24 protein-coding genes are annotated in these 18,777 nt (G+C 45.5%); 13 read left to right on the top strand and 11 right to left on the bottom strand.

Going from position 1 to position 18,777, the window contains the following annotated elements; translation table 11 throughout:
• Positions 1-28: 28 nt before the first annotated feature.
• Positions 29-508, bottom strand: a complete 480-nt coding sequence (locus JJQ88_RS10140; protein ID WP_210365771.1) for a DsrE/DsrF/DrsH-like family protein — start codon at positions 506-508, stop codon at positions 29-31.
• Positions 509-892: 384 nt separating this feature from the next.
• The gene (locus tag JJQ88_RS21510) at positions 893-1,027 is read right to left on the bottom strand and encodes a hypothetical protein (protein WP_282597684.1); all 135 of its coding nucleotides are present in this window, start codon (positions 1,025-1,027) and stop codon (positions 893-895) included.
• A 147-nt stretch (positions 1,028-1,174) separates the two neighbouring features.
• Here JJQ88_RS21510 and JJQ88_RS21505 point away from each other — a divergent pair, with 147 nt between their 5' ends.
• The 6 genes from JJQ88_RS21505 to JJQ88_RS10115 all read left to right on the top strand — a co-directional run bounded on the left by JJQ88_RS21505 (position 1,175) and on the right by JJQ88_RS10115 (position 6,095).
• Positions 1,175-1,297, top strand: a complete 123-nt coding sequence (locus JJQ88_RS21505) for a hypothetical protein (protein WP_282597683.1) — start codon at positions 1,175-1,177, stop codon at positions 1,295-1,297.
• Positions 1,298-1,518: 221 nt separating this feature from the next.
• Entirely contained in the window at positions 1,519-2,892 is a 1,374-nt protein-coding gene (locus JJQ88_RS10135; protein WP_210365770.1) for a cbb3-type cytochrome c oxidase subunit I, read from the top strand.
• Positions 2,893-2,907: 15 nt separating this feature from the next.
• Complete coding sequence (locus JJQ88_RS10130) at positions 2,908-3,426, top strand: cbb3-type cytochrome c oxidase subunit II (RefSeq protein ID WP_210365769.1); 519 nt, start codon at positions 2,908-2,910, stop codon at positions 3,424-3,426.
• A gap of 49 nt (positions 3,427-3,475) precedes the next feature.
• Positions 3,476-3,853 carry a c-type cytochrome gene (locus JJQ88_RS10125; protein ID WP_210365768.1) on the top strand — a complete coding sequence of 126 codons (378 nt, stop codon included), beginning with the start codon at positions 3,476-3,478 and terminating at the stop codon, positions 3,851-3,853.
• A 15-nt stretch (positions 3,854-3,868) separates the two neighbouring features.
• Positions 3,869-4,480: a 4Fe-4S binding protein gene (locus tag JJQ88_RS10120; RefSeq protein ID WP_210365767.1), complete on the top strand. Its 612-nt coding sequence runs from the start codon at positions 3,869-3,871 to the stop codon at positions 4,478-4,480.
• 31 nt (positions 4,481-4,511) lie between these two features.
• Positions 4,512-6,095 (top strand): beta-propeller fold lactonase family protein, encoded by a 1,584-nt coding sequence (locus JJQ88_RS10115; protein WP_210365766.1) that lies wholly within the window; start codon positions 4,512-4,514, stop codon positions 6,093-6,095.
• Positions 6,096-6,109: 14 nt separating this feature from the next.
• Here the strand turns inward: JJQ88_RS10115 and JJQ88_RS10110 are convergent, their stop codons facing one another.
• Positions 6,110-7,012: a LysR family transcriptional regulator gene (locus tag JJQ88_RS10110; RefSeq protein WP_210365765.1), complete on the bottom strand. Its 903-nt coding sequence runs from the start codon at positions 7,010-7,012 to the stop codon at positions 6,110-6,112.
• Positions 7,013-7,053: 41 nt separating this feature from the next.
• Here JJQ88_RS10110 and JJQ88_RS10105 point away from each other — a divergent pair, with 41 nt between their 5' ends.
• The 7 genes from JJQ88_RS10105 (at position 7,054) to JJQ88_RS10075 (ending at position 12,206) form a co-directional block, all read left to right on the top strand.
• Positions 7,054-7,236, top strand: a complete 183-nt coding sequence (locus tag JJQ88_RS10105) for a hypothetical protein (protein WP_210365764.1) — start codon at positions 7,054-7,056, stop codon at positions 7,234-7,236.
• A 252-nt stretch (positions 7,237-7,488) separates the two neighbouring features.
• Positions 7,489-8,202, top strand: coding sequence for a cytochrome c biogenesis CcdA family protein (locus JJQ88_RS10100; RefSeq protein ID WP_210365763.1), 714 nt, complete (start codon positions 7,489-7,491; stop codon positions 8,200-8,202).
• A 32-nt stretch (positions 8,203-8,234) separates the two neighbouring features.
• Entirely contained in the window at positions 8,235-8,930 is a 696-nt protein-coding gene (locus JJQ88_RS10095; RefSeq protein ID WP_349237120.1) for a response regulator transcription factor, read from the top strand.
• Positions 8,917-9,984, top strand: a complete 1,068-nt coding sequence (locus JJQ88_RS10090) for a sensor histidine kinase (RefSeq protein WP_210365762.1) — start codon at positions 8,917-8,919, stop codon at positions 9,982-9,984. Before JJQ88_RS10095 ends, JJQ88_RS10090 begins: the two co-directional genes overlap by 14 nt.
• A gap of 604 nt (positions 9,985-10,588) precedes the next feature.
• Positions 10,589-11,002 carry an OsmC family protein gene (locus JJQ88_RS10085; RefSeq protein WP_210365761.1) on the top strand — a complete coding sequence of 138 codons (414 nt, stop codon included), beginning with the start codon at positions 10,589-10,591 and terminating at the stop codon, positions 11,000-11,002.
• Entirely contained in the window at positions 10,999-11,610 is a 612-nt protein-coding gene (locus JJQ88_RS10080; RefSeq protein ID WP_210365760.1) for a hypothetical protein, read from the top strand. The genes JJQ88_RS10085 and JJQ88_RS10080 overlap by 4 nt, the downstream gene beginning before the upstream one ends.
• The gene (locus JJQ88_RS10075; protein ID WP_210365759.1) at positions 11,607-12,206 is read left to right on the top strand and encodes a redoxin domain-containing protein; all 600 of its coding nucleotides are present in this window, start codon (positions 11,607-11,609) and stop codon (positions 12,204-12,206) included. The genes JJQ88_RS10080 and JJQ88_RS10075 overlap by 4 nt, the downstream gene beginning before the upstream one ends.
• Before the next feature lie 272 nt (positions 12,207-12,478).
• Here the strand turns inward: JJQ88_RS10075 and JJQ88_RS10070 are convergent, their stop codons facing one another.
• From JJQ88_RS10070 to JJQ88_RS10035, 8 genes are all read right to left on the bottom strand, one after another.
• Positions 12,479-13,909 (bottom strand): bifunctional metallophosphatase/5'-nucleotidase, encoded by a 1,431-nt coding sequence (locus tag JJQ88_RS10070; RefSeq protein ID WP_210365758.1) that lies wholly within the window; start codon positions 13,907-13,909, stop codon positions 12,479-12,481.
• Between the two features lie 70 nt (positions 13,910-13,979).
• Positions 13,980-15,101: an MBL fold metallo-hydrolase gene (locus JJQ88_RS10065; RefSeq protein ID WP_210365757.1), complete on the bottom strand. Its 1,122-nt coding sequence runs from the start codon at positions 15,099-15,101 to the stop codon at positions 13,980-13,982.
• Between the two features lie 20 nt (positions 15,102-15,121).
• Positions 15,122-15,511 carry a DsrE/DsrF/DrsH-like family protein gene (locus JJQ88_RS10060; protein ID WP_210365756.1) on the bottom strand — a complete coding sequence of 130 codons (390 nt, stop codon included), beginning with the start codon at positions 15,509-15,511 and terminating at the stop codon, positions 15,122-15,124.
• 14 nt (positions 15,512-15,525) lie between these two features.
• A complete protein-coding gene (locus tag JJQ88_RS10055) occupies positions 15,526-16,104 on the bottom strand; it encodes a sulfurtransferase TusA family protein (RefSeq protein ID WP_210365755.1) in 579 nt (192 codons plus the stop codon).
• A gap of 247 nt (positions 16,105-16,351) precedes the next feature.
• Positions 16,352-17,353, bottom strand: coding sequence for a F510_1955 family glycosylhydrolase (locus JJQ88_RS10050; RefSeq protein WP_210365754.1), 1,002 nt, complete (start codon positions 17,351-17,353; stop codon positions 16,352-16,354).
• Between the two features lie 3 nt (positions 17,354-17,356).
• On the bottom strand, positions 17,357-17,614 hold the full coding sequence (locus tag JJQ88_RS10045; protein WP_210365753.1) for a hypothetical protein: 258 nt from the start codon (positions 17,612-17,614) through the stop codon (positions 17,357-17,359).
• Positions 17,611-17,766, bottom strand: a complete 156-nt coding sequence (locus JJQ88_RS10040; protein WP_210365752.1) for a hypothetical protein — start codon at positions 17,764-17,766, stop codon at positions 17,611-17,613. Before JJQ88_RS10040 ends, JJQ88_RS10045 begins: the two co-directional genes overlap by 4 nt.
• A gap of 44 nt (positions 17,767-17,810) precedes the next feature.
• Complete coding sequence (locus JJQ88_RS10035; RefSeq protein ID WP_210365751.1) at positions 17,811-18,698, bottom strand: helix-turn-helix domain-containing protein; 888 nt, start codon at positions 18,696-18,698, stop codon at positions 17,811-17,813.
• Positions 18,699-18,777: the final 79 nt, after the last annotated feature.

The raw sequence follows: 18,777 nt of genomic DNA, 5'->3' as shown, positions 1-18,777 counted from the left end.
TCCCAAGTAAGTTGTTTTCTATTTAAAACTAAATGAACAGGTTGACATTGCCATTTTCGGCATCAGCCAAATAAGCTCCGACGCCTGCAAATTCTACACCTTCCATGATTTCTTCCTGTTTAAGGCCTAGCAGATCGACTGTCATTTGGCAGGCGACCAGCTTGATTTCTTGTTCCTTCGCCATTTCAATCAAATCCGGCAGCGGCATGGTATTATGCTTTTTCATGATGTCCTTGATCATTTTTGGCCCGAAGCCCGCGAAGTGCATTTTTGAAAGGCCCATCTTGTCAGCACCCCTTGGCATCATCTTACCAAACAATTTTTCCATGAAGGTTTTTTCCACTTTGATTGGCTCATCTTTCCTCAGGGCGTTCAATCCCCAGAATGTGTGGAAAATGGTCACTTCATGGTCATAGGCTGCGGCGCCGTTGGCAATGATATAGGCAGCCATTACTTTGTCATAATCCCCACTGAACAAAACAATGGTTGTTCTTTTTCTTTCTTGCATTTACTGAACCTCTCCTTTTCCTTTTACGGTAATGGGTATTTTTCTTTATAAAAAAATAATCCTTATTTCCAATATGAATATATTAAATATACCTTACAGGGTATATACTATAAAAAATCAATACCTTTGTCAACAGTAATTATGAATTTTTTTTGAACAAATTTATTTATCGTGTTATAACAGTTGGAAATATTCATTTTGAGGTAAAAAAAAACACGATCGCGGTGCGGCAAATTCATGAATCGAACGGGGGAATGGAAGCTGCTTCTGGATGTCAGCTAATAATATATAAATAGAAGATATTTTTATTTTAAAGTAATGAATGGATAGCCTGAAGGCGACATCTTAACATTTGCAGATTGTAAAGAAAAAACGCCAGGCTGCTTAGTCTTCATCAAGCATTCTGTATTTCACACTTTCATCGTACAAGCCATTTTTCCTGCTCCAATACCAAACGAGGCCTGCGGAACCGGTAAAGGCAAACATGATCATCAGTAAAATCCACGCTCCTGCTGCCATTGGTGTACCTCCTTCCGAAATGAATGATCTGTTTCTACCGACATACTCTAACAGAAAATCAAAAAACCGTCCAGGGAATTTTTGAGGGGGTTGCCATAAATCCTTTTTCGAATTACAATGTGGTCAAATTTATTTGGAGGCTAGATTATGGATCATCAATCACTCGGATTCTACTTCGATTTTCTTTATTACATAGGGGTGCCAATCCTTATTATCTTCATCCTTGATACAATGCGAAAAAAACATAACAAAAAAGAAGAACAAAATTAATGGTTCGTTGACAGAGCGGTTTCACCCGCTCTGTTTTTTTTTTTGCCTTGACCGTAAAAAATGGGGCAAATTCGTTTTAAAAAAGCATCCATAAAACAATCGAATGGAGTGATAAAGAAATCGAATAACTTAATTCGTTTAAGAGATGTATCATTTTAGTAGCAGATTGTGAAGAAAATGTGAAATATTTGTGTTTATTTTATGAACAAGGGAGTGTCAAAATGTTTACAGACGAAAAATGGAGTTCTTCAAAGAATTGGTTCATTGCTGCGGTCATATGGATCATCATTGGCATGAGCTTGGGACTTCTAACGGCAACAAAGCAGATTTGGCCAGATCTGTTGAACAATCGTTGGACAACATATGGCCATGTCCGCTCAGCGCACGTCATGCTCGTCATTTATGCATGGCTTTCCATGGCGTATGTTGGTTCGATGTTTTACATGATCCCGAAGCTTGCTAAAACGAAGGTTTACAGCGAGAAGCTGGGGAATTTTTCTTTGGTCTTATATAACATCATCATCCTGGAGGGTTTCTTCGCCTTGTTATTTGGCCAGACAGAAGTCATTGAATATGGTGAATTCCCTCTTTGGGTAGACGTACAGGTACTGGCTGCAATCGGGCTGGTCGCTTATAACCTGTTCAAGACGGTAGGACAGAGGCAGGAAAAAATGCTGTATGTCAGCCTCTGGTATTTCCTCGGCTCCCTGCTATGGCTGCCATTGACATGGATTGTCGGCAATTTCCCTGCATCACTGGTGCCAAGCGGTGTCCAGCAGGGCCTGATGGGCTGGTTCCTGGGACATAATGCAATCGGCCTCTGGATGACGACGGTCGGGGTCGGACAAATTTATTACCTGTTGCCAATATTGACCGGACGTCCCCTATACAGCCATCAGCTCTCGATGATCGGCTTCTGGGCAATCGCTACTTTTTATGTTTGGAATGGTCCCCACCACTTGATGAATGGGCCAATTCCCGGATGGATTTCAAAAGCGGGAGTCATCCCATCCATCGTGCTCCTGATCCCCGTTTGGGCAGTTCTTGCCAACTTCTGGGGAACAATGAAAGGTTCATGGGCAAAAACAAGAACAAGCGTGCCGCTTCGATTCACAATGGCTGGTACGATTTTTTATTTATTCGCATGCCTTCAGGGCCCGCTTCAGTCACTGCCTTCTGTAAGTTCGGTCATCAAGTTCACCCACTGGACGGTCGGCCATGCACATATGGGTCCTTTTGGCGCGTTTTCTTTCACATCGTTCGCAGCCATTTACTACATCCTTCCTAAAATCGTTGGTCGTGAAATGTTCAGTAAACGGGCAATGGAAGCGCATTTCTGGTTATCGACTGTCGGCTTCCTGACCTTCGCGTTCTCTTTATGGATTGGCGGTGTCATCCAGGGATTCGCATGGATCGATGGCGTTCCATTCCTTCAGACAGTTCTGATGATGGAGCCTTACGTGCAGGGGCGGGCAATCGGCGGAACGATGATGTACGCAGCCCAGTTCTTCCTGGCGTATAACATGTACAAAACAATCAAAATGGCACGCATCGAAAAAGCAAAGCAATCACAGCACCAGGCTGCAACTGCCTGATAAGGAGGGAATACGTTGGAACGCAAACCATCATCCGTATTGATCGTTGCTTTAATTTTATGGACTTTTGGCGTCGCGGGTACGGTCATCCTTCCCCTTTTCGATCGGGAAATCAACTCTGCGACCGCCAGCGGCGAGCTGCGCAACTATCCGGAAAATTCTCCGGAGGCAAGAGGCCGTGAAGTTTATATCCAAAATGGCTGCCAGACCTGCCACACTCAATTCGTAAGGTCGCTGCCAGCTGACCAGAACCAAAACCTTGGCCCTGTCTCACAGGGTGGAGATTATAAATACGACTTGCCACATTTACTGGGGTCCAATCGCACTGGTCCCGATCTAATGTGGGTCGGTCTGAAATACAATGAAGACTGGCAGCGCCAGCACTTGATCGATCCACAATCGACAAGCCCGGGATCGATCATGCCTTCTTTTGATTACCTTTCCGACCAGGAGTTAGACGATCTCGTCGCTTACTTGATGAGCCTGAAGCCAACAGAGGAAAGACTCAAAGAAAGCAAAAAAGAACAGCACTAAGAAATATCTTTCTGTAAAAAAATGAGACAGCAAAGGCAGGTGGATTAAGATGAAAGACCGTAAAGAGGCGGATATCATCTCCGATATCAAGGTTGAACATAATAAAGTGCCAAAGCTCTTGGTGATCGTATTTTATGTCGTGGCCATCTGGGCGGTCGGATACGCCCTCTTCATGCCCGGAAAATTGGCTGTGGAGCCTGCTGCCGCTCCACAGGACAACAAAGGAGAGCTCATTTTTGAAGGTACATGCCTGAACTGCCATGCAACTGGAGCCGCTCCTGATCTAAAGGGAGTCACGGACAGGCTCAAGGAGGATGACATCAAGAATGTCATCAAGCATGGCCGGAATACAATGCCGGCAATCGGCCAGCTTTATTCTGAAAAAGAAATCGACATGGTCTATGAATATTTGGAGGATTACAGATAAAAAGGAGGGATAGCAGTGGCAAAGCATGTAATCAGGTGGGCATTTTTCATCTTTATTTTTACTCTTCCATTCTGGAATGGGTTCAGGATGGACATCGATAATGAAAAGTTATTCTTGTTCGGCTTCCAATTAAGCTATGAGGCTGGTTATTTATTTTTCGTCTTCCTGTTCCTGTTCCTGATGGCATTCTTATCCATTGCCATGATAATCTACCGGGCATTTTGCCAATACGCATGCCCGCATAATACCTTCAGCATGCTGCTGAACAAGATTGAAGCAAAATCCGGAGGCAAAGGAAAGGCGCTTACCTTCATCCTGAGTGCTGTGGTCAGCCTCTTCATGGCCTACTCTACAGTCAGTTTCTTTTACGATCCCTTGACCATCGGGGCATCATTGATGAACTTCGTTATGAATAAATATTTCTTCCTGGTAACTTCAGTTGCTGTGATTTATACAGCCCTTTCTTACAAGGCAAGAAATTCGTTCTGCAAGGTATGTCCATACGGATTGGCCCAAGGCATTTCCACTGTCGATGACAAAGCCAGGTGGCTGACCCATCCAGGCATTTGGATTACATGGGGCACAACTGCTGGCCTTGTCCTCGTCTTGCTTGTCGGATGGTTCTAAAAAGAAAAAACATAAGTGAGGTGAGTACATAATGAAAAAATTCTTGAAACTTGCAGCTTTTGCCGCCCTCTCGATGTCGCTCTCAGCCTGCTCGGAGGCAGCGGTTAAGGAAGCGTCCGTAGAGGATGTCAATAAAAAAGAGGTCCCGGAGCTGGATAGGGATTATTCATCCAACTGGTGGAAGGACCAGCCTAACGGGAATGCCGATACAAACACCGATTGGGATGGAGAAGGCTGGATCCTGTCTGCGAACGAAGTCAGCAACGGTATTACCATCGCGGACATTAAGACAGGGAACCCCGTAAAATACTTCCAAAGCGCTGGTACACCCCACCATATCCATGTGAACAAGGAACAGACATGGGCCTTTGCGACACAACGGTATGGAACGAGTGTCCTGGCGATCAATCTGGAAACGCTCGAATCCCATTCAATTGACTTCCCAGGTTTCGATAAGGCGCCCGCCCCTCAGCATCTTACTTTTTCAAGGGACGGCAAGCACGCTTTCGTTTCATTGAATGGAGTGGGAGCAGTAGGAGTGATCGATGCCAATACAGCAAAGCTCACCAAGGTCTTCAAGAATGTCGGAAAGAAGCCGCGGGATTTGAATGTAACGCCGGATGGGAAAAAGCTTTTCGTCAGCTTGCAGGCGGAACCGTATATTACTGTGATCGATATTGATTCAGGAGAAATGAGGCACCTCGAAAGGACAAAGACAGACTACGGCAAAGGAACGGGCTCGGGCCTCGATATGTCCAATGACGGGAAATATGTCGCTGTCGCCAACACAGCAGATAATGAAGTGGCCATCTATGATGCCAGGACCGAAAAGCTCCTGAAGAAAATCGGTGACATCCCAAAACCAGTCAACCTCAGCTTCATGGGTGAAACACATGATCTTGCAACAGGGAACCGATCCGATGGTTCGATTTCCATCATCGATACGGAGAGGCTGCAGTTGATCAAGACTGTGAAAACTGGGGCTGGGACGAATATTGCCTATCTTGGCCCAGACGGATACTGGTATACTTCGCAAAACGGCGCTGGTTACCTGACAGTCCTCGACCCAAAAGACAATTATAAAATCGTCCGCAAGATCTGGGGAGTCCAAAATATCCACTGGCTTTCCTGGAGCCCGGATGGAAGCATGATGTTCGGCTCAAACTGGGGAGAAAAGTCACTTACAAAAATTGATCTGACGAAAAAGCGCGATTTCAGGCAAACGATTCCTGTCGGACTCAATCCGAACGGCATTGCCCTGAAAACCAATGTACCAAAGGAGCAGCTGCTAACTTACCAGAAAAAGAATGAAGAAGAAGAGAAAAAGATTGAGAAAGCATCGACTCTGGTGTTCCCGAAGCCCCGCAATGAAAACGAAGAAGCTTTCCTCAATACTTGCCTTCAATGCCACGATATTGGCCGGATCATGAGAAACACGAGCAAGGGAGCGGAGCAATGGACTCCGGTTGTCGACAGGATGGCTGGGAACGGTGCGAAAATGACCGATGAAGACAAGAAAAAAATCATTGATTATCTGGCATCTGAACAGCATACCTCTCTCGAGATCCAGACGGAGCTGGAGGCAGAACTGGCTGGAAAGACAGAAAAGGAATAAATGGAGTCCAATTGCTAACAGGAAGCCTCGGGGTTTCCATCCAGCTCTATCAGGTACTCCCAGAACCGCTCCTGAAGTCGCGATTTGTACTGCTTTTCCTTTCTTGACAAATAAAAAGGACGGAAACGATCCCTGTCTTTAAATTTACTGATCCGGATCTGGCCAGACTTCACTTCCGGGCAGATGGCGAGCTTGGAAAAAAGAGCAACACCGAGGCCGTTCTTCACACCTTCTTTTATTAACGTATTGCTGTTATAGACAAGGATGGATTTGGGCTCGAAACCGAGCCCTTTCCATAAATCAAGTGTTGCCTGCCTCATCGCACAGCCTGGTTCCCGGATCAGCCATGTCAATTCCTGCAGTTTCTCCGGTTCCTGGTCCTGAGGATTGAACCGCAGCTGAGGCGACACGCCAAGGACGAGCGTGTCATTATAAAACTCGTTTGTTACAAAGCTATAACGGCCTGCCTGCCCTTCCACAAGGGCAAGGTCGATTTCCGATGCATAGAGCAAGTCGGTGATGTCCATGGATGTACCGATGGTGATGCGCATCTGGCTGCTTGAAATATCGGGGTTCAATTTTATGAAATCCTGGACCAATTTTGAAATCAGGCATTCCCCGATCGTATTGCTGCATCCGATTTTGATTGTCTGTGTCTTATCTCCTTCTGCAAGGACGTTCTCCATCTTATCGTTCAAGGCAAGCAGCTGCTGGCCATATTCACAGAGGGTTTTCCCCGCATCCGACAAGGTGATTCCGCGCTTTTCCCTGATGAAAAGCTGCTTGTTATAATATGCCTCCAGCTGGCTGATTTGATGGCTGACAGCTGGCTGGGACAAATTGAGCATCTTGCCCGCCTGGGAGAAGCTTTCATATTTTGCAGCTGCGATGAAGGTTTTTAAATGTTCAAGGTTCAAAAGAATCACACCCCTTACTTTGATAGATTGGAGTGAATAAAATGAAAAAATTAGATGTCGCGGTCACTGTAATTGTACTGTCTGTCTTTCTGTTTGGCTTGATGTACTTTACGAAAGATGAATCGATCACTATACGCGATATTCCATTCGAAATCGCGTCATTGGCCATTTTGGCCACTGTTTCTTTATTCACTTATTTCGGTATAAGGAAAAACCTCAATTAATTTGCATTATACCATACTGGGTTAAAAGATAAGTGCGTAATCTGGCTGAAGCCTGGGATTCCATCCCAGGTTTTATTTTTTTCCGGATAACAGTATACTGGCAATTAGGAGTCTAAAAGCAGGATACTTGATTTCACTTTGCAATACTCTATATCTTAAACCTATAAGGGTATGGACGAGACTCTTTCTTCTTAATCATTCCTTAACATTTGCATTGGATGATAAGAAACAGAAAAGGAGTGTTATATAGATATGACTGAAATAGGATTATTTTTTGCTTTCGCAGCCGGCATATTGTCTTTTTTTTCACCCTGTGTCTTTCCATTGCTCCCAGCCTATGTCACGCACCTGACTGGCGGGAAAATCGAGAACTCCCAAGTCATGGTTGATAGGCGGACGCTCTTCACCCGATCTTCGGGATTCATCATCGGATTTAGCCTGATTTTCATCATCATGGGAGCATCCGCTTCCTTCCTGGGGCAAGTATTCGCCAACTATCGGACAATTCTCATGCAGATCGCTGGTTTACTGATCATTGTTTTCGGCCTGCAAATGGCAGGGTTGCTTAACATCAAATTCCTGATGATGGAAAAGAAAATCCATTCAGAAAGGAAGACAAAAGGAATGTTCAGTTCAGTCTTCCTCGGGATGGCATTCGCAAGCGGCTGGTCACCGTGTGTGGGACTTGCCCTTTCGTCCATCCTCCTGCTCGCAAGCTCATCTGACACCCTGTACCAGGGAATGTACCTTCTGACATCGTATTCTTTGGGAATGGCTGTTCCTTTCATGATCATTTCCTTCTTGATTTCATACTCATTGAAATCGATTAAAAAAGTGAATAAGTACTTATCGAAACTGGCATTCGTGAATGGGATGATCATGGTTGGCATGGGCTTCCTCGTCCTATCCGGGCAAATGCAGAAAATCAGTGCCTGGCTTTCCGCCTATAGTCTGTTCGGTTTCTAAGCACTGACGTTCCAAAGGAGTGATTTTGCCTCGTGAAAAAAGAGCTGATCGGCAAAAGCGTGTTAGTAGTCGAGGATGATCCGAAAATCAGGACACTCGTCAAGATTTATTTAACAAATGAAGGCTATGAAGTCATCGAAGCAGACAACGGGATTGATGCACAGGAATTGATCGAGAAATACGATCCCTGCATCCTGGTGCTGGATCTGATGCTGCCAGGCAAAAGCGGCGAGGAAGTCTGCAGCTGGCTCAGGAATGATCTCGAAAGCATGATGCCAGTCATCATGCTGACAGCAAAGGCATCGGAAAAAAGCAGGATTGAAGGCTTCAAGCTTGGAGCTGATGATTATGTTGTCAAGCCCTTCAGCCCGGCTGAACTGATGGTCCGGATCGAGGCAGTACTGAGGAGGACAGCGAGCAGATGCGGCAAGCTGTCTTTCACCGGGCTGACAATCAAGCCGGCCAAGGGTGAGGCAAGGATGAATGGGGAACTTTTGGAATTGACCACCTTTGAATTCAAACTTCTTTACCTTTTCATGCAGCACCCAGGGCAAATCCTTTCAAGGACCCAGATTCTTGATGCGATTTACGAACATAATGAAAAGGCTGTGACCGAACGGACAATCGACGTCCACATCAAGAACCTCCGCGAAAAACTCAAGGAAAAGACACCAAAAGACTATATTCAAACCGTAAGAGGAATGGGGTATAAATTTGCGGCGAATTAAGGCCCTGGCCAATTTATTGCTGTCAAAGCTGATTGCTGTGAACAGCGTAATCATCCTGCTAGTCATCCTGCTAGCCGGCATCTCAGTGAAGGACTATGCTTGTTATCTTGTGAACAATGAACAGGTAACCGGTCCGCAGCTTGTTGATACGCTCAATTCATTCCTTGTCAAAGTGAGCTTCATCGCCTTCATCACTGCTGGCCTCGTCCACTTCTTCTCCGTGAAGCGGATAGTCAAACCGGTGAAAACAGTTACGAATGCAGCCAACCAGATCAGGGAAGGAAAAATACCGTCGCGGATTGATACCGCGGCAAAGGGCGAGCTTGGTGAACTGGTCGCCAATTTCAACGCCATGGCCGAAACGCTGTCGGTCGTACAGGCAAGACGGGAGGAAATGCTGCGGGATATCGCCCACGAACTTAGGACACCCCTTACGAATATCAACGGCTATTTGGAGGCACTCCAAAACGGGGTCTTAAAGGGTGACAGGGAACTGTTTGCCTCCCTGCTTGAAGAATCTCGAAGGATCACCCGGATCGTCGACTTGATATCTGAACTGGATGCGTGGAACAAGGATGTTTATTTTTTGGAGAAGCAGTTTGTTGAAGTGGAGATTGCAGACGTCCTTCAGGAAGCGATTGCCGCCTTCCAGCTGAAATTGTCGAATCGTTTTGATTCTTTTAAGCTGGAAATCAAGCCTGGGATCATCCATGGCCATAAGGACGGAGTCAAGCAAGTCCTTTCCAACCTGCTGCAGAACATCATCGATTATGATATTGGCGGCCATCTTGGAATCGCAGCTGGGCCAGAAGGCAAATCCTTTATGATTACCTTTACGCACGAAGGGATGTATATCGATCCAGATAAAAGCGATTTGATTTTTGGGAGATTCTACCGGCTTGAGGAATCTCGAAGCACAAAAGTTGATGGTGCCGGTCTCGGACTGGCGATTGCCAAAAGCATCGTAGAGGCGCACGAAGGAGAAATCGAGCTGGCTACAAACGGACATGACCATACTTTCACAATCAAATTCCCATTATATTCAGCATCTTAATCAATTCTTAACAAACCCGCTCTATACTGTTTTGTAAAAAAAGCTGTGTTTCGTTCGATGTTGATGGTTCCCGAGCTGTCTGGCAAAGACCTTCGGCCTTACAAACACACGCCGAAACATGGCCAAAAGGAACGTTTGACAATAAAGTTTTTGGCTGTGTTAAAGCTGAATGTTTTTTTAAAAGAGTTGATTGGAACGGAAGGGACTGACTCCTCGAAAATGCTAATGCATTTCCTTCGTGCGTGGGCGAGTTCGCCGGAGCCTTTCAGTGTCCTGCGCGATGCAGCGGCAAGGTGGAGACCCAGCAGGCGCAAAGGGCCGAGGAGATAGGGAAGCTGAAGCGCTTTGGTCAGCCCCGACAAGCGCTGGCCGACTAAGACCGCCGCGTCCTGCGGCAACGTCGGCACTAGGACGTCCTGTCCGTCGAAGGGCCTGACAGTGAAGTCACTCTTTGACTTCATTGGCAGGAGCGAAGCGACTCGGACGGGCTAAGCACTGAAGCTGGACCAGCTCCACTGACGTCCCGCGGAAACCATGTCCCTGGAGTGGAAATCAACACCCAGGTTTAATAGAGCCAAGTTTTTAAAAAGGGAGCGGGATTTAAATGAAATTTACTTATTATAATGATAAAATAATTGGCGAGCTTGAATATGGGTTCCTGCCCGTTTCGCCAAACAGCGAAATGGGCTACAGGCCATTTGAACTTTTCGTATCTTCACTTGTTGGCTGCAGTTCTTCTCTGCTCGCTAATATTTTGAAAAAGAAAAGAATAGAATATAATCGAATTGATATAAAAGTTTCAGCCGTAAGAAATCCGGACAAAGCCAATAAGATTGAACAGCTTGCTTTTTCAGCAAGGGTACAGTCTGAAGAACCGTTCGGGGAACATCAGGCCGACAAGCTTGCTGGCCTTGTCATTAAAAATTGCGGGATGATCCAATCCGTCCTTGGGAGCATCGATGTCCGCTTCCAAATAACATTCACACCGGATCAGCCTAACAAAGGTGATGTCGCTTGAACTATATAACGATTGGCAGATTCACTCTGCCAACAGACTTGCTGGCGGCATTTGCCGCTATCTTCCTCGGGGCCCTGGTTTACAGGATTAGGAACAAAAAGAGCATTGAAGATTGGTACTGGAACAGTTTCTTCCTTTATATTATCATTTCAAAGCTCAGCTATGTTCTTTTCAATTTCAGCCTGTTCCTGGATACCCCTTTTTCACTGCTTTATTTCAACGGCGGAACGAAGGGACAAATCCTGGCATTCGCTGGCCTTGCTGTCTATCTGTTCTTAACGGGGAAGAAACAAGGCAATGGCGTTTCCTATAAAGACTTTCTTCCGGTTTATTTTACATTCTTCATGATCTATCAGGCGGCGTTGTTCGCTTTGTCGCAGGATTTTACTGCGGCTCTTTTCCAGGCTGTTGTGCTGGCAGGCTTCCTGCTGTTTTATTTCAAGGATGCACGGTTCACACCGCAGTTCGCGCTTTTGTTTTTGCTGCTCCAGGCCCTGGTTTCCAGCCTGTTTTCGAACTTGCTTGCAACGGAAAACCTGCTGATCCTGGCTCTTGGGATTATATTGCTTGCTTATCAAAGAATGAATAAGGAGGAAACTCAGCATTGAATAAAAATCTTTTATCTATTGCGATTTTAACACTGGCGGTCGTCATCCTGATCGTGAACATCTGGAAACCAGGGTCGTCAGAAAATGAAAAGAAGCCATCCAGCCAGGCCAGTGAAACGGTCAAAACGGACGATAAGGAAACCGAAGATATCCCTGGCGCAAAGCTTTCTTCTTTGCGTGAGGGAGCCGAAGCACCCGATTTTGAATTAGCCACAATGGAAGGTGAGCCGTTGAAGCTGTCAGACTACCGCGGCAAAAAGGTCATCCTCAACTTCTGGGCGACTTGGTGCCCTCCTTGCAAGGCTGAAATGCCTCATATGCAAAACTTTTATGAAGAGAATAAGGATAAAGGCGTCGAAATTGTCGCTGTCAACCTGACCAACATGGATAAAGGAAAAGATACAATCGAAACATTCATTAAGGATTACGGCCTTACTTTCCCGATCCCTCTTGACGAAGAAGGAGTGGCAGGGACCACATACCAGGCGTTCACCATCCCGACAAGCTACATCCTCGATGAAAACGGCGTGATTACGAAAAAAGTCGTCGGGCCAATGGATGAAAACATGATGAAGAAGTTAACTGGAATCAAATAATGAAGAATGAAGGAAAGTCGTGATCGCATGTTGGGGACCACGACTTTTCTTATCTATTCAATATCCATGCCCTGCTTGGCCGTGGGCATTGATTCATTTCTGTTAATGAATCTGGTCAAGAAGCGGCTGGTTCCATCAAAGTTCTTTTCCTCTGTTCCTCCAGCTGTTGGAACAGACCCGTTCTATCCACTTGGTCGAAGGTTCCCTTCTCCGCTCTGTCTAATTCCTTCCTTTCCATTCCATGCAGTCAGGATGATGAACCGTCTAAATCCCTAGATACTGAGGATTCGCTGCTTCCTATCAATGTTGATGGTTTGCTTTTCGGCAAGATATTGTTTTAACACATCGATAGCTTTTATGCCATGATACCTTTTACTTGCTTCAGCTCCTTTGAACAGCTGCTTTCCCCCACCAGCGATCTTGTATTTCTTGCTGAGAACGACTTCCTTGCCGCCAATCAGGAGCTTTTCAATCCTGTTTCCGACAGGATTGTATGGCTTGAATGCCATGAACAGTCCCGAAGACCTTAGGACATAGCCTCCTTTTTGCTTGAAGGGGTCAGCGGAAAACACCATCTCAAGGTTTTCTTCAAGTGCTTTGACAAGCTGATCGCCGCTCATCTCCAGTGTGAAGATTTCAGGATTGGCCGGAATGATGGAATGCAAATCGTATTCGGAAATTTCGCCTGGCGGGATGGGCGGTCCATATCTCCAGCCATGCGAAAATGCGAGGTCACATTCTGTCGCATGTAAATACGCATCCGTTATCAATTTATCCATTGGGGCTTCATTCAGCGTCATCCGGTGCAAGATTGAATCCGTCGTCCCGACAATCGTTTCCCTTTCCCGGCTGTATGGCTGTAAAATGCCAGCAACAAGGCTGGCTGCTTCCTCATCCTCAGGGAAACTTTCATCAATCGAGATCAATCGATATTGATAATCTGCAATTTTTCCGCTCTCGATTAAAACATCGATCCTTCCGAGGAAAGATGAGCTGGATCCTGCCTGTACAACCAACGTGCCATTGACTGTAATCGGCCATTCGATCCTGTCATGGCTATGGCCCGATAGCACAATGTCTATACCGTCCACAATGGAGGCAAGCCTTACGTCAAGCGGAAGCCCCAAATGGCTCACCAATACGATTAGATCCACCTCCCCTTTTAACTGTTCGACACTTGCACGTGCCTCCTCTATCCCACGGGAAAAAGTGAGTCCATCCGAAAAGCTGGCCGGCATTGTTTCATCAACATATGGATAGGTCAATCCGATGACACCAACAGTAATCCCGTCCATTTCCTTGATCATGTAAGGCTTCAAGAACGACCGGCCCGTTTCTTCATCCTTTACATTGCAGGCAAGTGTCGGAAAATGAAGACGGCTGGCCAGGAATCTCAATTGCTCCTTGCCGTAGGCAAAGTCCCAGTTCCCGGGAACCCAGCCATCAAGGGGAAGAGCTTCAAGCACTGGCAAAATCGCTTCCCCTTTGGAAGCGACAAGGGGCAGGGTCCCATGGAACAAGTCGCCGCCGTCGAAAAAAAGCACGTTTTGGTTTTCTGATTTTACCTTTTCCACATACTTGGATATTCTTGAAAAGCCGCCAGCCTGTTTGATTTCCGGCTGATCCCCTGACCAGAATAATTCCGGATGGATCTCAAGGCACCCATGGGTATCATTTTGCTGGAGGATTGTCAGCCTGTTCATACTATCATCTCCTATAGAAATAATGGAAGGGAGTACCTGGCCTGGTACTCCCCCAAAAAGCATTGCATGTTCAGCGGACCGCACAGCGATTCGGGCCAATTTCCATTTCCCGTTGTTCTTCGATATCGGGGCTGATTTTCCCCATATTCATCTGCCTGATTTCCTGATAGGAATTTGGCTGCGGAGGCAGGTTTTCAGTAACGGTCCTCCGGAATTGCTCTTCGCTGGTGATTTGCAGACCATGGTTTTGCGCATATAAGGTACCGAGTTTTTCCCAAACACTCCCGTCATCATTCATTTCGTCGATGCCCATGTAGTGTGCGGGAAGAACAATGAGGTCATCCGCGAGCTCTTTATAGCGCTCGTATAAAGTCTGCCTTAAATCCCCTACCCAGTCCTGCGCTAGTCCTGCAAGATCCGGGCGCCCAATCGAATCAATGAACAGGATATCGCCAGTAAGCAAATACTGGTCATCAACGATGAAGGAAGTGCTTCCAATCGTGTGGCCAGGGGAGTACAGAGCCTTGATGACGGTGCTGCCCACGACAACCTCATCGCCGTCCTTCAAAGGATTGTACTCGAAGGTCACCTCCCCAGCATCCAGCGGAGGCAGGTAATATTCTGCTCCAGCTTTTTCCGCAAGCTCCCTGCCGCCGGAGATATGGTCAGCATGAAGATGCGTATCAAGCAGTGCCTTAATCTTGATGTTCTTTCCGGATACGAATTCCTCGTACTGTCCGATCATCCTGTTCGTATCAATGATGGCACCCTCGCCCTTTGATTCAACAAGATAGGACAGACAGCCTTTGCCGATGCGGACGAATTGATAGATGCTGCCCCCATCTTTCAGGCTCCCTATTTTTACAGGTTCGAGATGTTCGCTCCACGCTTTCATTCCGCCTTCAATTGAAAAAACATCCTTGAATCCTGCTTCCTCAATTTGTTCAGCTACAAACTCAGAAGAACCGCCTTTTGCGCACACAACATAAATATCCTTTTCTTTCGGCAATTCTTCCAATATTGGATCAATGCCTTCAATCAGATCAAAGTATGGTGTGTTATGGACCTTCACATTCCGTCCTTCTATTTTCCAGTCATCAAAATCATCGGTATTCCTTACATCAAGGATAAACAAATCCTCGTGATTCAAGACTTTCCTTGCCAGTTCTTTCGCCGAGATCGTCTGTACCATCGTGTGCCCCCTTTTGTCTGTTAGAATGTCAAGGTTACATCCGCATCTTTTGCAAAATGAAGGAAGGAAGCCGCGCCGCCAACTTCAATGCCCTCGACAAAATGTTCTTTTTCAAGCGTCATGACATCCATTGTCATCTGGCAGGCGATCATCTTGACATCCATTTCCTGAGCCATAGCAACAAGTTCCTCTACTGGCGGGACATTGGCCTTCTTGAAGCCCTCCTGGAAATGCTCCTTGCCAGCAGGCAAAGGAAGCTGCTTATGCGCTTCCTTATGAATCAGATTCAAACCTTCAAACGTAAAGAAAATACCAACTTCGGCATCTGTCGCCGCTGCTGCGGTTGCAATATTGAAAACTTTGTATGCATCGAACCTTCCGCCGTTCGCGGCGATAATCGCTACTTTCATTTCTTCGTTCCTCCTTATTTCTCAACTGAAGATTCTGTCGGGCCTGTCCAATCCTTCATTCCTGTCAGTACATTGATCGGTTTCCTGAAACCTTTTTCAGCAAGCTTTTTTGCCGCAAGGTTGCTTCTTGAGCCGGAGCGGCAAATGACATACACTTCCTTTTCTGGATCCAATTCTCCTAACCTTTCTTCCAACTCTCCGAGAGGGATGGATTTCGCCTTTGGAATATGGCCAAACGCATATTCAGCGGACTCCCTTACATCAAGAATCGTAATCGCTTCGTTTCCATCGAGTTTTTTCAATACTTCTTCAAGTGAAGCGGTATGAGGATGGGGTTTTCCATCTGTGAGTTCCTCATCACTAGCCTTGCGAAGATAATGCTTAAGCACTTCTCCTTCGGTCATCGTTCCAAGGTATTGGTTCCCTGTACTTTCAGCCCACGCCTTCAAGTCTGCCGTCGATCCTTTATCTGTAGCCTGCACTTCAATAACCTGTCCAGGTTCCAATTCTTTCATCACTTTTTTTGTTTTCACAATCGGCATCGGACATGCCAGGCCTTTGGCATCAAGCGTTTTATCCGCAGAAATCGACATGGTTCATCCCCCTTCCTGATTATTAGTATTTTTAATACTCCGCCAATCCATACAAAGACTGCGTTATTAAATATTCCCTGTACTTATACCTCATAAGGTAAATATTATTCGTGAGAGGACAAAAAATATAAAAATGGATTTAGATTCCTATGGTTGCTGCGAAAAATAGCACATGGCCTTAACAAGAGGGCATAGCTTTTCCAGCGCATATAAAAATGCCACAGCATGATTGCCATGGCATTTGATACTATTTAATATTACCTTTCACCAGGATTTGCTTCCATGTCTTTCCTCCGTCAGTCGATTCATACAGATCATTCTGGTATGTGATGAAGGCCATTCTTCCATCCTGCTTAATATCCGCAGCAATATAGGTGATGGGATTATCAGCCGCAAGGGCCGGAATCGGCAGGTCGATTGGTCCTGTCCCATCCTGATTGAGCTTGACCAGTTTTAATTCCTGTTGTTCAATCGGCGAAATGAAGAGTGCATTTTTTGAAAAAGCTGCAGCTGTCACCATTTCATACTCCCCTGCCTCAGTAATTGTCTTGCCCGAGTCTTCTGAAATGTACAATCCGTCCTTCGTGGACATCGCAAATGTCCCGCCTTTTTCTGGATGGACTGAAATCATTCCGAAGGTTTGGGCATCGAAACCTTTAAGAGCAGCTTGCTCCCAGCTTTTTCCCTCATCCTTTGAAACATAGATCCCTGTTCCAAGCTCTGAATTGGGCTTTTCATTTATAACGTACAAGATACGGTCCTGGAAGCTTGCCGACATGAAATGAAAGTCACTTTCTCCGTAAAAAGCAATTTTTTCAAGCGTTTTCCCAAAATCGACACTTTTCACAAGCCCAAGGGGATTTTTCAGTTTCGAACCCTTTTCAGGATGTCCACTCGAATAAAATCCATCCTCCACGACTTGAAAGCCCATATAATCATGTTTCTCCGAAGAAGTTTCTAGCCATTTTCCCTCTTTGTACATTTTGATTCCTTCGTGAGAAGCAACATAAAGGCTGTTGTCATTTCCTGGATAACCAACCCCATGAACGTGCTCCAGTGTTTGAGGCTGGGCGGGTATGATGAAATCATCATTCGTTTCTTTCTCTTGCTGCTTTTGTCCGTCGGTCCGCTTTTCTTCCTTAGGTGTGTCCTCTTTTTCTGTCCCCCGGCTTTCATCATTCGAACAGCCAGTGAAAATAAGGACCAGCACCAAAAATAAACTTATGAATCCCTTTCCGCGGCTTTTCATTTCCTACCCTCCGTTTTTCTCTACCTTATCCAATAATAGTACCAGACAATCACCATCAGTGCCAAAATCCTGCGCCAAGCTGATATGCCACTCACATCCGAAAGCCCTTTCCGCTGATTGCACTTCCATTGTGAAGGCAGGAACCTTGAAGCGGAACCCTGGCAGCTGGCCATTGTCAAAAAAACTTTGTTGATCAGAAATATCACATGTAAAAAGCCTGGCCACATTGTGGCCAGGCTTTTCTGTAAGGATATTCTTCAAGTTCTCGCATGCTGTGACGGAAGGTCAGCCAGGTATATGCTGCTTTGGGTATGCTGCGATGGCAGGTCGGCAACATCGACATGGTTAAAACCAAAGCTGCCAAAGTTGAGAAGGAAAGCTGCCAGCACTGCCATATAAATAGTTGTTTTCATGATATTTCAAACCTCCTTGGAGATACGTCCGTTTACACGGAAAATTAACAATGCTTCAATAACTTTTCCATTTCGATTGCCACTAAACGAGCAAACTTCTCATTTTGTTGGAGATTGAAAATATTTACCGCTCTTTCCAGAAATTCTTTTCCTGCCATCAATTTACCCAATTTTATATAATTCATGCCTGTTTGGTAATGAAGTTCACCAAATAGATACATATTTTCTTCATAAATACAGTTATCGATCCCCTTGCTGCAATAAATCAATGACTCCTCATATTCTTCCAGGTTCGACAATGCTTGAGCTAAACCGTAAAGAATCCGGAGCCAGATTTTTGAATCCTGGACTTGAGCCAAGACCGTCAAATCATTAAGTGCCCTTTTAAATATCCCTACAGAAGCCTCAAGGTTTCCGGAGTCTTTTTCGATTATGGCCAAACTGGTCAATATTTCGATTTCCCGTTCATCCAGCTCTTTCCTCTCCGAGTTTGTCATATCCAGCGCTTCATTGAGCAAACGCACTGAACGGTCTCTGTCTCCGTCAAGATAATATGTACAAATTCCTTCATGCCAGGTAAGGAATTGCTTTAAGGATGTATGTTTGAAAAGCGGGTTTCCCTTTTCCTTCTGGATGATTTCATGGATTGCCTGGTAGTCACGTTCCCTTTTGTATTTTTTGATCAATTCCATTACCGCAATTGCGTGATTGAAAGTACCTGTTGAGTCAAAATCAAAGAAATGATCCAGCCCGGCCTCAAGCTTCATTGCGATTTTATAAAGTTGATCGATAGTTGGATATTTTTCTTCTTTTTCAAATTGAATCATATCTTGCCGGGAACAAATGCCTTCTGCCAATTCAGCCAAGCTTAATCCTTTATAAATCCTCAACGATTCCAGGATTTCTCCGAAACTATATCCAACCCCGCTCATCTCAACACCTCTTTTTAAGCATTTTCCTTAATATTATCACATTGTTAGAAACTTTTAAAAATTCTAGTATCATCCAATC

The sequence above is a fragment of the Bacillus sp. REN3 genome, assembly GCF_017912555.1.
Classification (GTDB): domain Bacteria; phylum Bacillota; class Bacilli; order Bacillales; family Cytobacillaceae; genus Mesobacillus.
Note: the sequence above shows the minus strand (reverse complement) of the source record. Positions and strands in the feature narration are given on the sequence as shown.

Excerpts from the sequence above, each read along its gene's own strand:
- JJQ88_RS21510 (WP_282597684.1), bottom strand. The coding sequence starts at position 1,027 with ATGGCAGCAGGAGCGTGGATTTTACTGATGATCATGTTTGCCTTTACC.
- JJQ88_RS10105 (WP_210365764.1), top strand. The coding sequence starts at position 7,054 with ATGAAAAAATTAGATGTCGCGGTCACTGTAATTGTACTGTCTGTCTTT.
- JJQ88_RS10125 (WP_210365768.1), top strand. The coding sequence starts at position 3,476 with ATGAAAGACCGTAAAGAGGCGGATATCATCTCCGATATCAAGGTTGAA.
- JJQ88_RS10115 (WP_210365766.1), top strand. The coding sequence starts at position 4,512 with ATGAAAAAATTCTTGAAACTTGCAGCTTTTGCCGCCCTCTCGATGTCG.
- JJQ88_RS10060 (WP_210365756.1), bottom strand. The coding sequence starts at position 15,511 with ATGAAAGTAGCGATTATCGCCGCGAACGGCGGAAGGTTCGATGCATAC.
- JJQ88_RS10135 (WP_210365770.1), top strand. The coding sequence starts at position 1,519 with ATGTTTACAGACGAAAAATGGAGTTCTTCAAAGAATTGGTTCATTGCT.
- JJQ88_RS10085 (WP_210365761.1), top strand. The coding sequence starts at position 10,589 with ATGAAATTTACTTATTATAATGATAAAATAATTGGCGAGCTTGAATAT.
- JJQ88_RS10040 (WP_210365752.1), bottom strand. The coding sequence starts at position 17,766 with ATGAAAACAACTATTTATATGGCAGTGCTGGCAGCTTTCCTTCTCAAC.
- JJQ88_RS10140 (WP_210365771.1), bottom strand. The coding sequence starts at position 508 with ATGCAAGAAAGAAAAAGAACAACCATTGTTTTGTTCAGTGGGGATTAT.
- JJQ88_RS10035 (WP_210365751.1), bottom strand. The coding sequence starts at position 18,698 with ATGAGCGGGGTTGGATATAGTTTCGGAGAAATCCTGGAATCGTTGAGG.
- JJQ88_RS10055 (WP_210365755.1), bottom strand. The coding sequence starts at position 16,104 with ATGTCGATTTCTGCGGATAAAACGCTTGATGCCAAAGGCCTGGCATGT.
- JJQ88_RS10070 (WP_210365758.1), bottom strand. The coding sequence starts at position 13,909 with ATGAACAGGCTGACAATCCTCCAGCAAAATGATACCCATGGGTGCCTT.
- JJQ88_RS10065 (WP_210365757.1), bottom strand. The coding sequence starts at position 15,101 with ATGGTACAGACGATCTCGGCGAAAGAACTGGCAAGGAAAGTCTTGAAT.
- JJQ88_RS10100 (WP_210365763.1), top strand. The coding sequence starts at position 7,489 with ATGACTGAAATAGGATTATTTTTTGCTTTCGCAGCCGGCATATTGTCT.
- JJQ88_RS21505 (WP_282597683.1), top strand. The coding sequence starts at position 1,175 with ATGGATCATCAATCACTCGGATTCTACTTCGATTTTCTTTATTACATA.
- JJQ88_RS10050 (WP_210365754.1), bottom strand. The coding sequence starts at position 17,353 with ATGAAAAGCCGCGGAAAGGGATTCATAAGTTTATTTTTGGTGCTGGTC.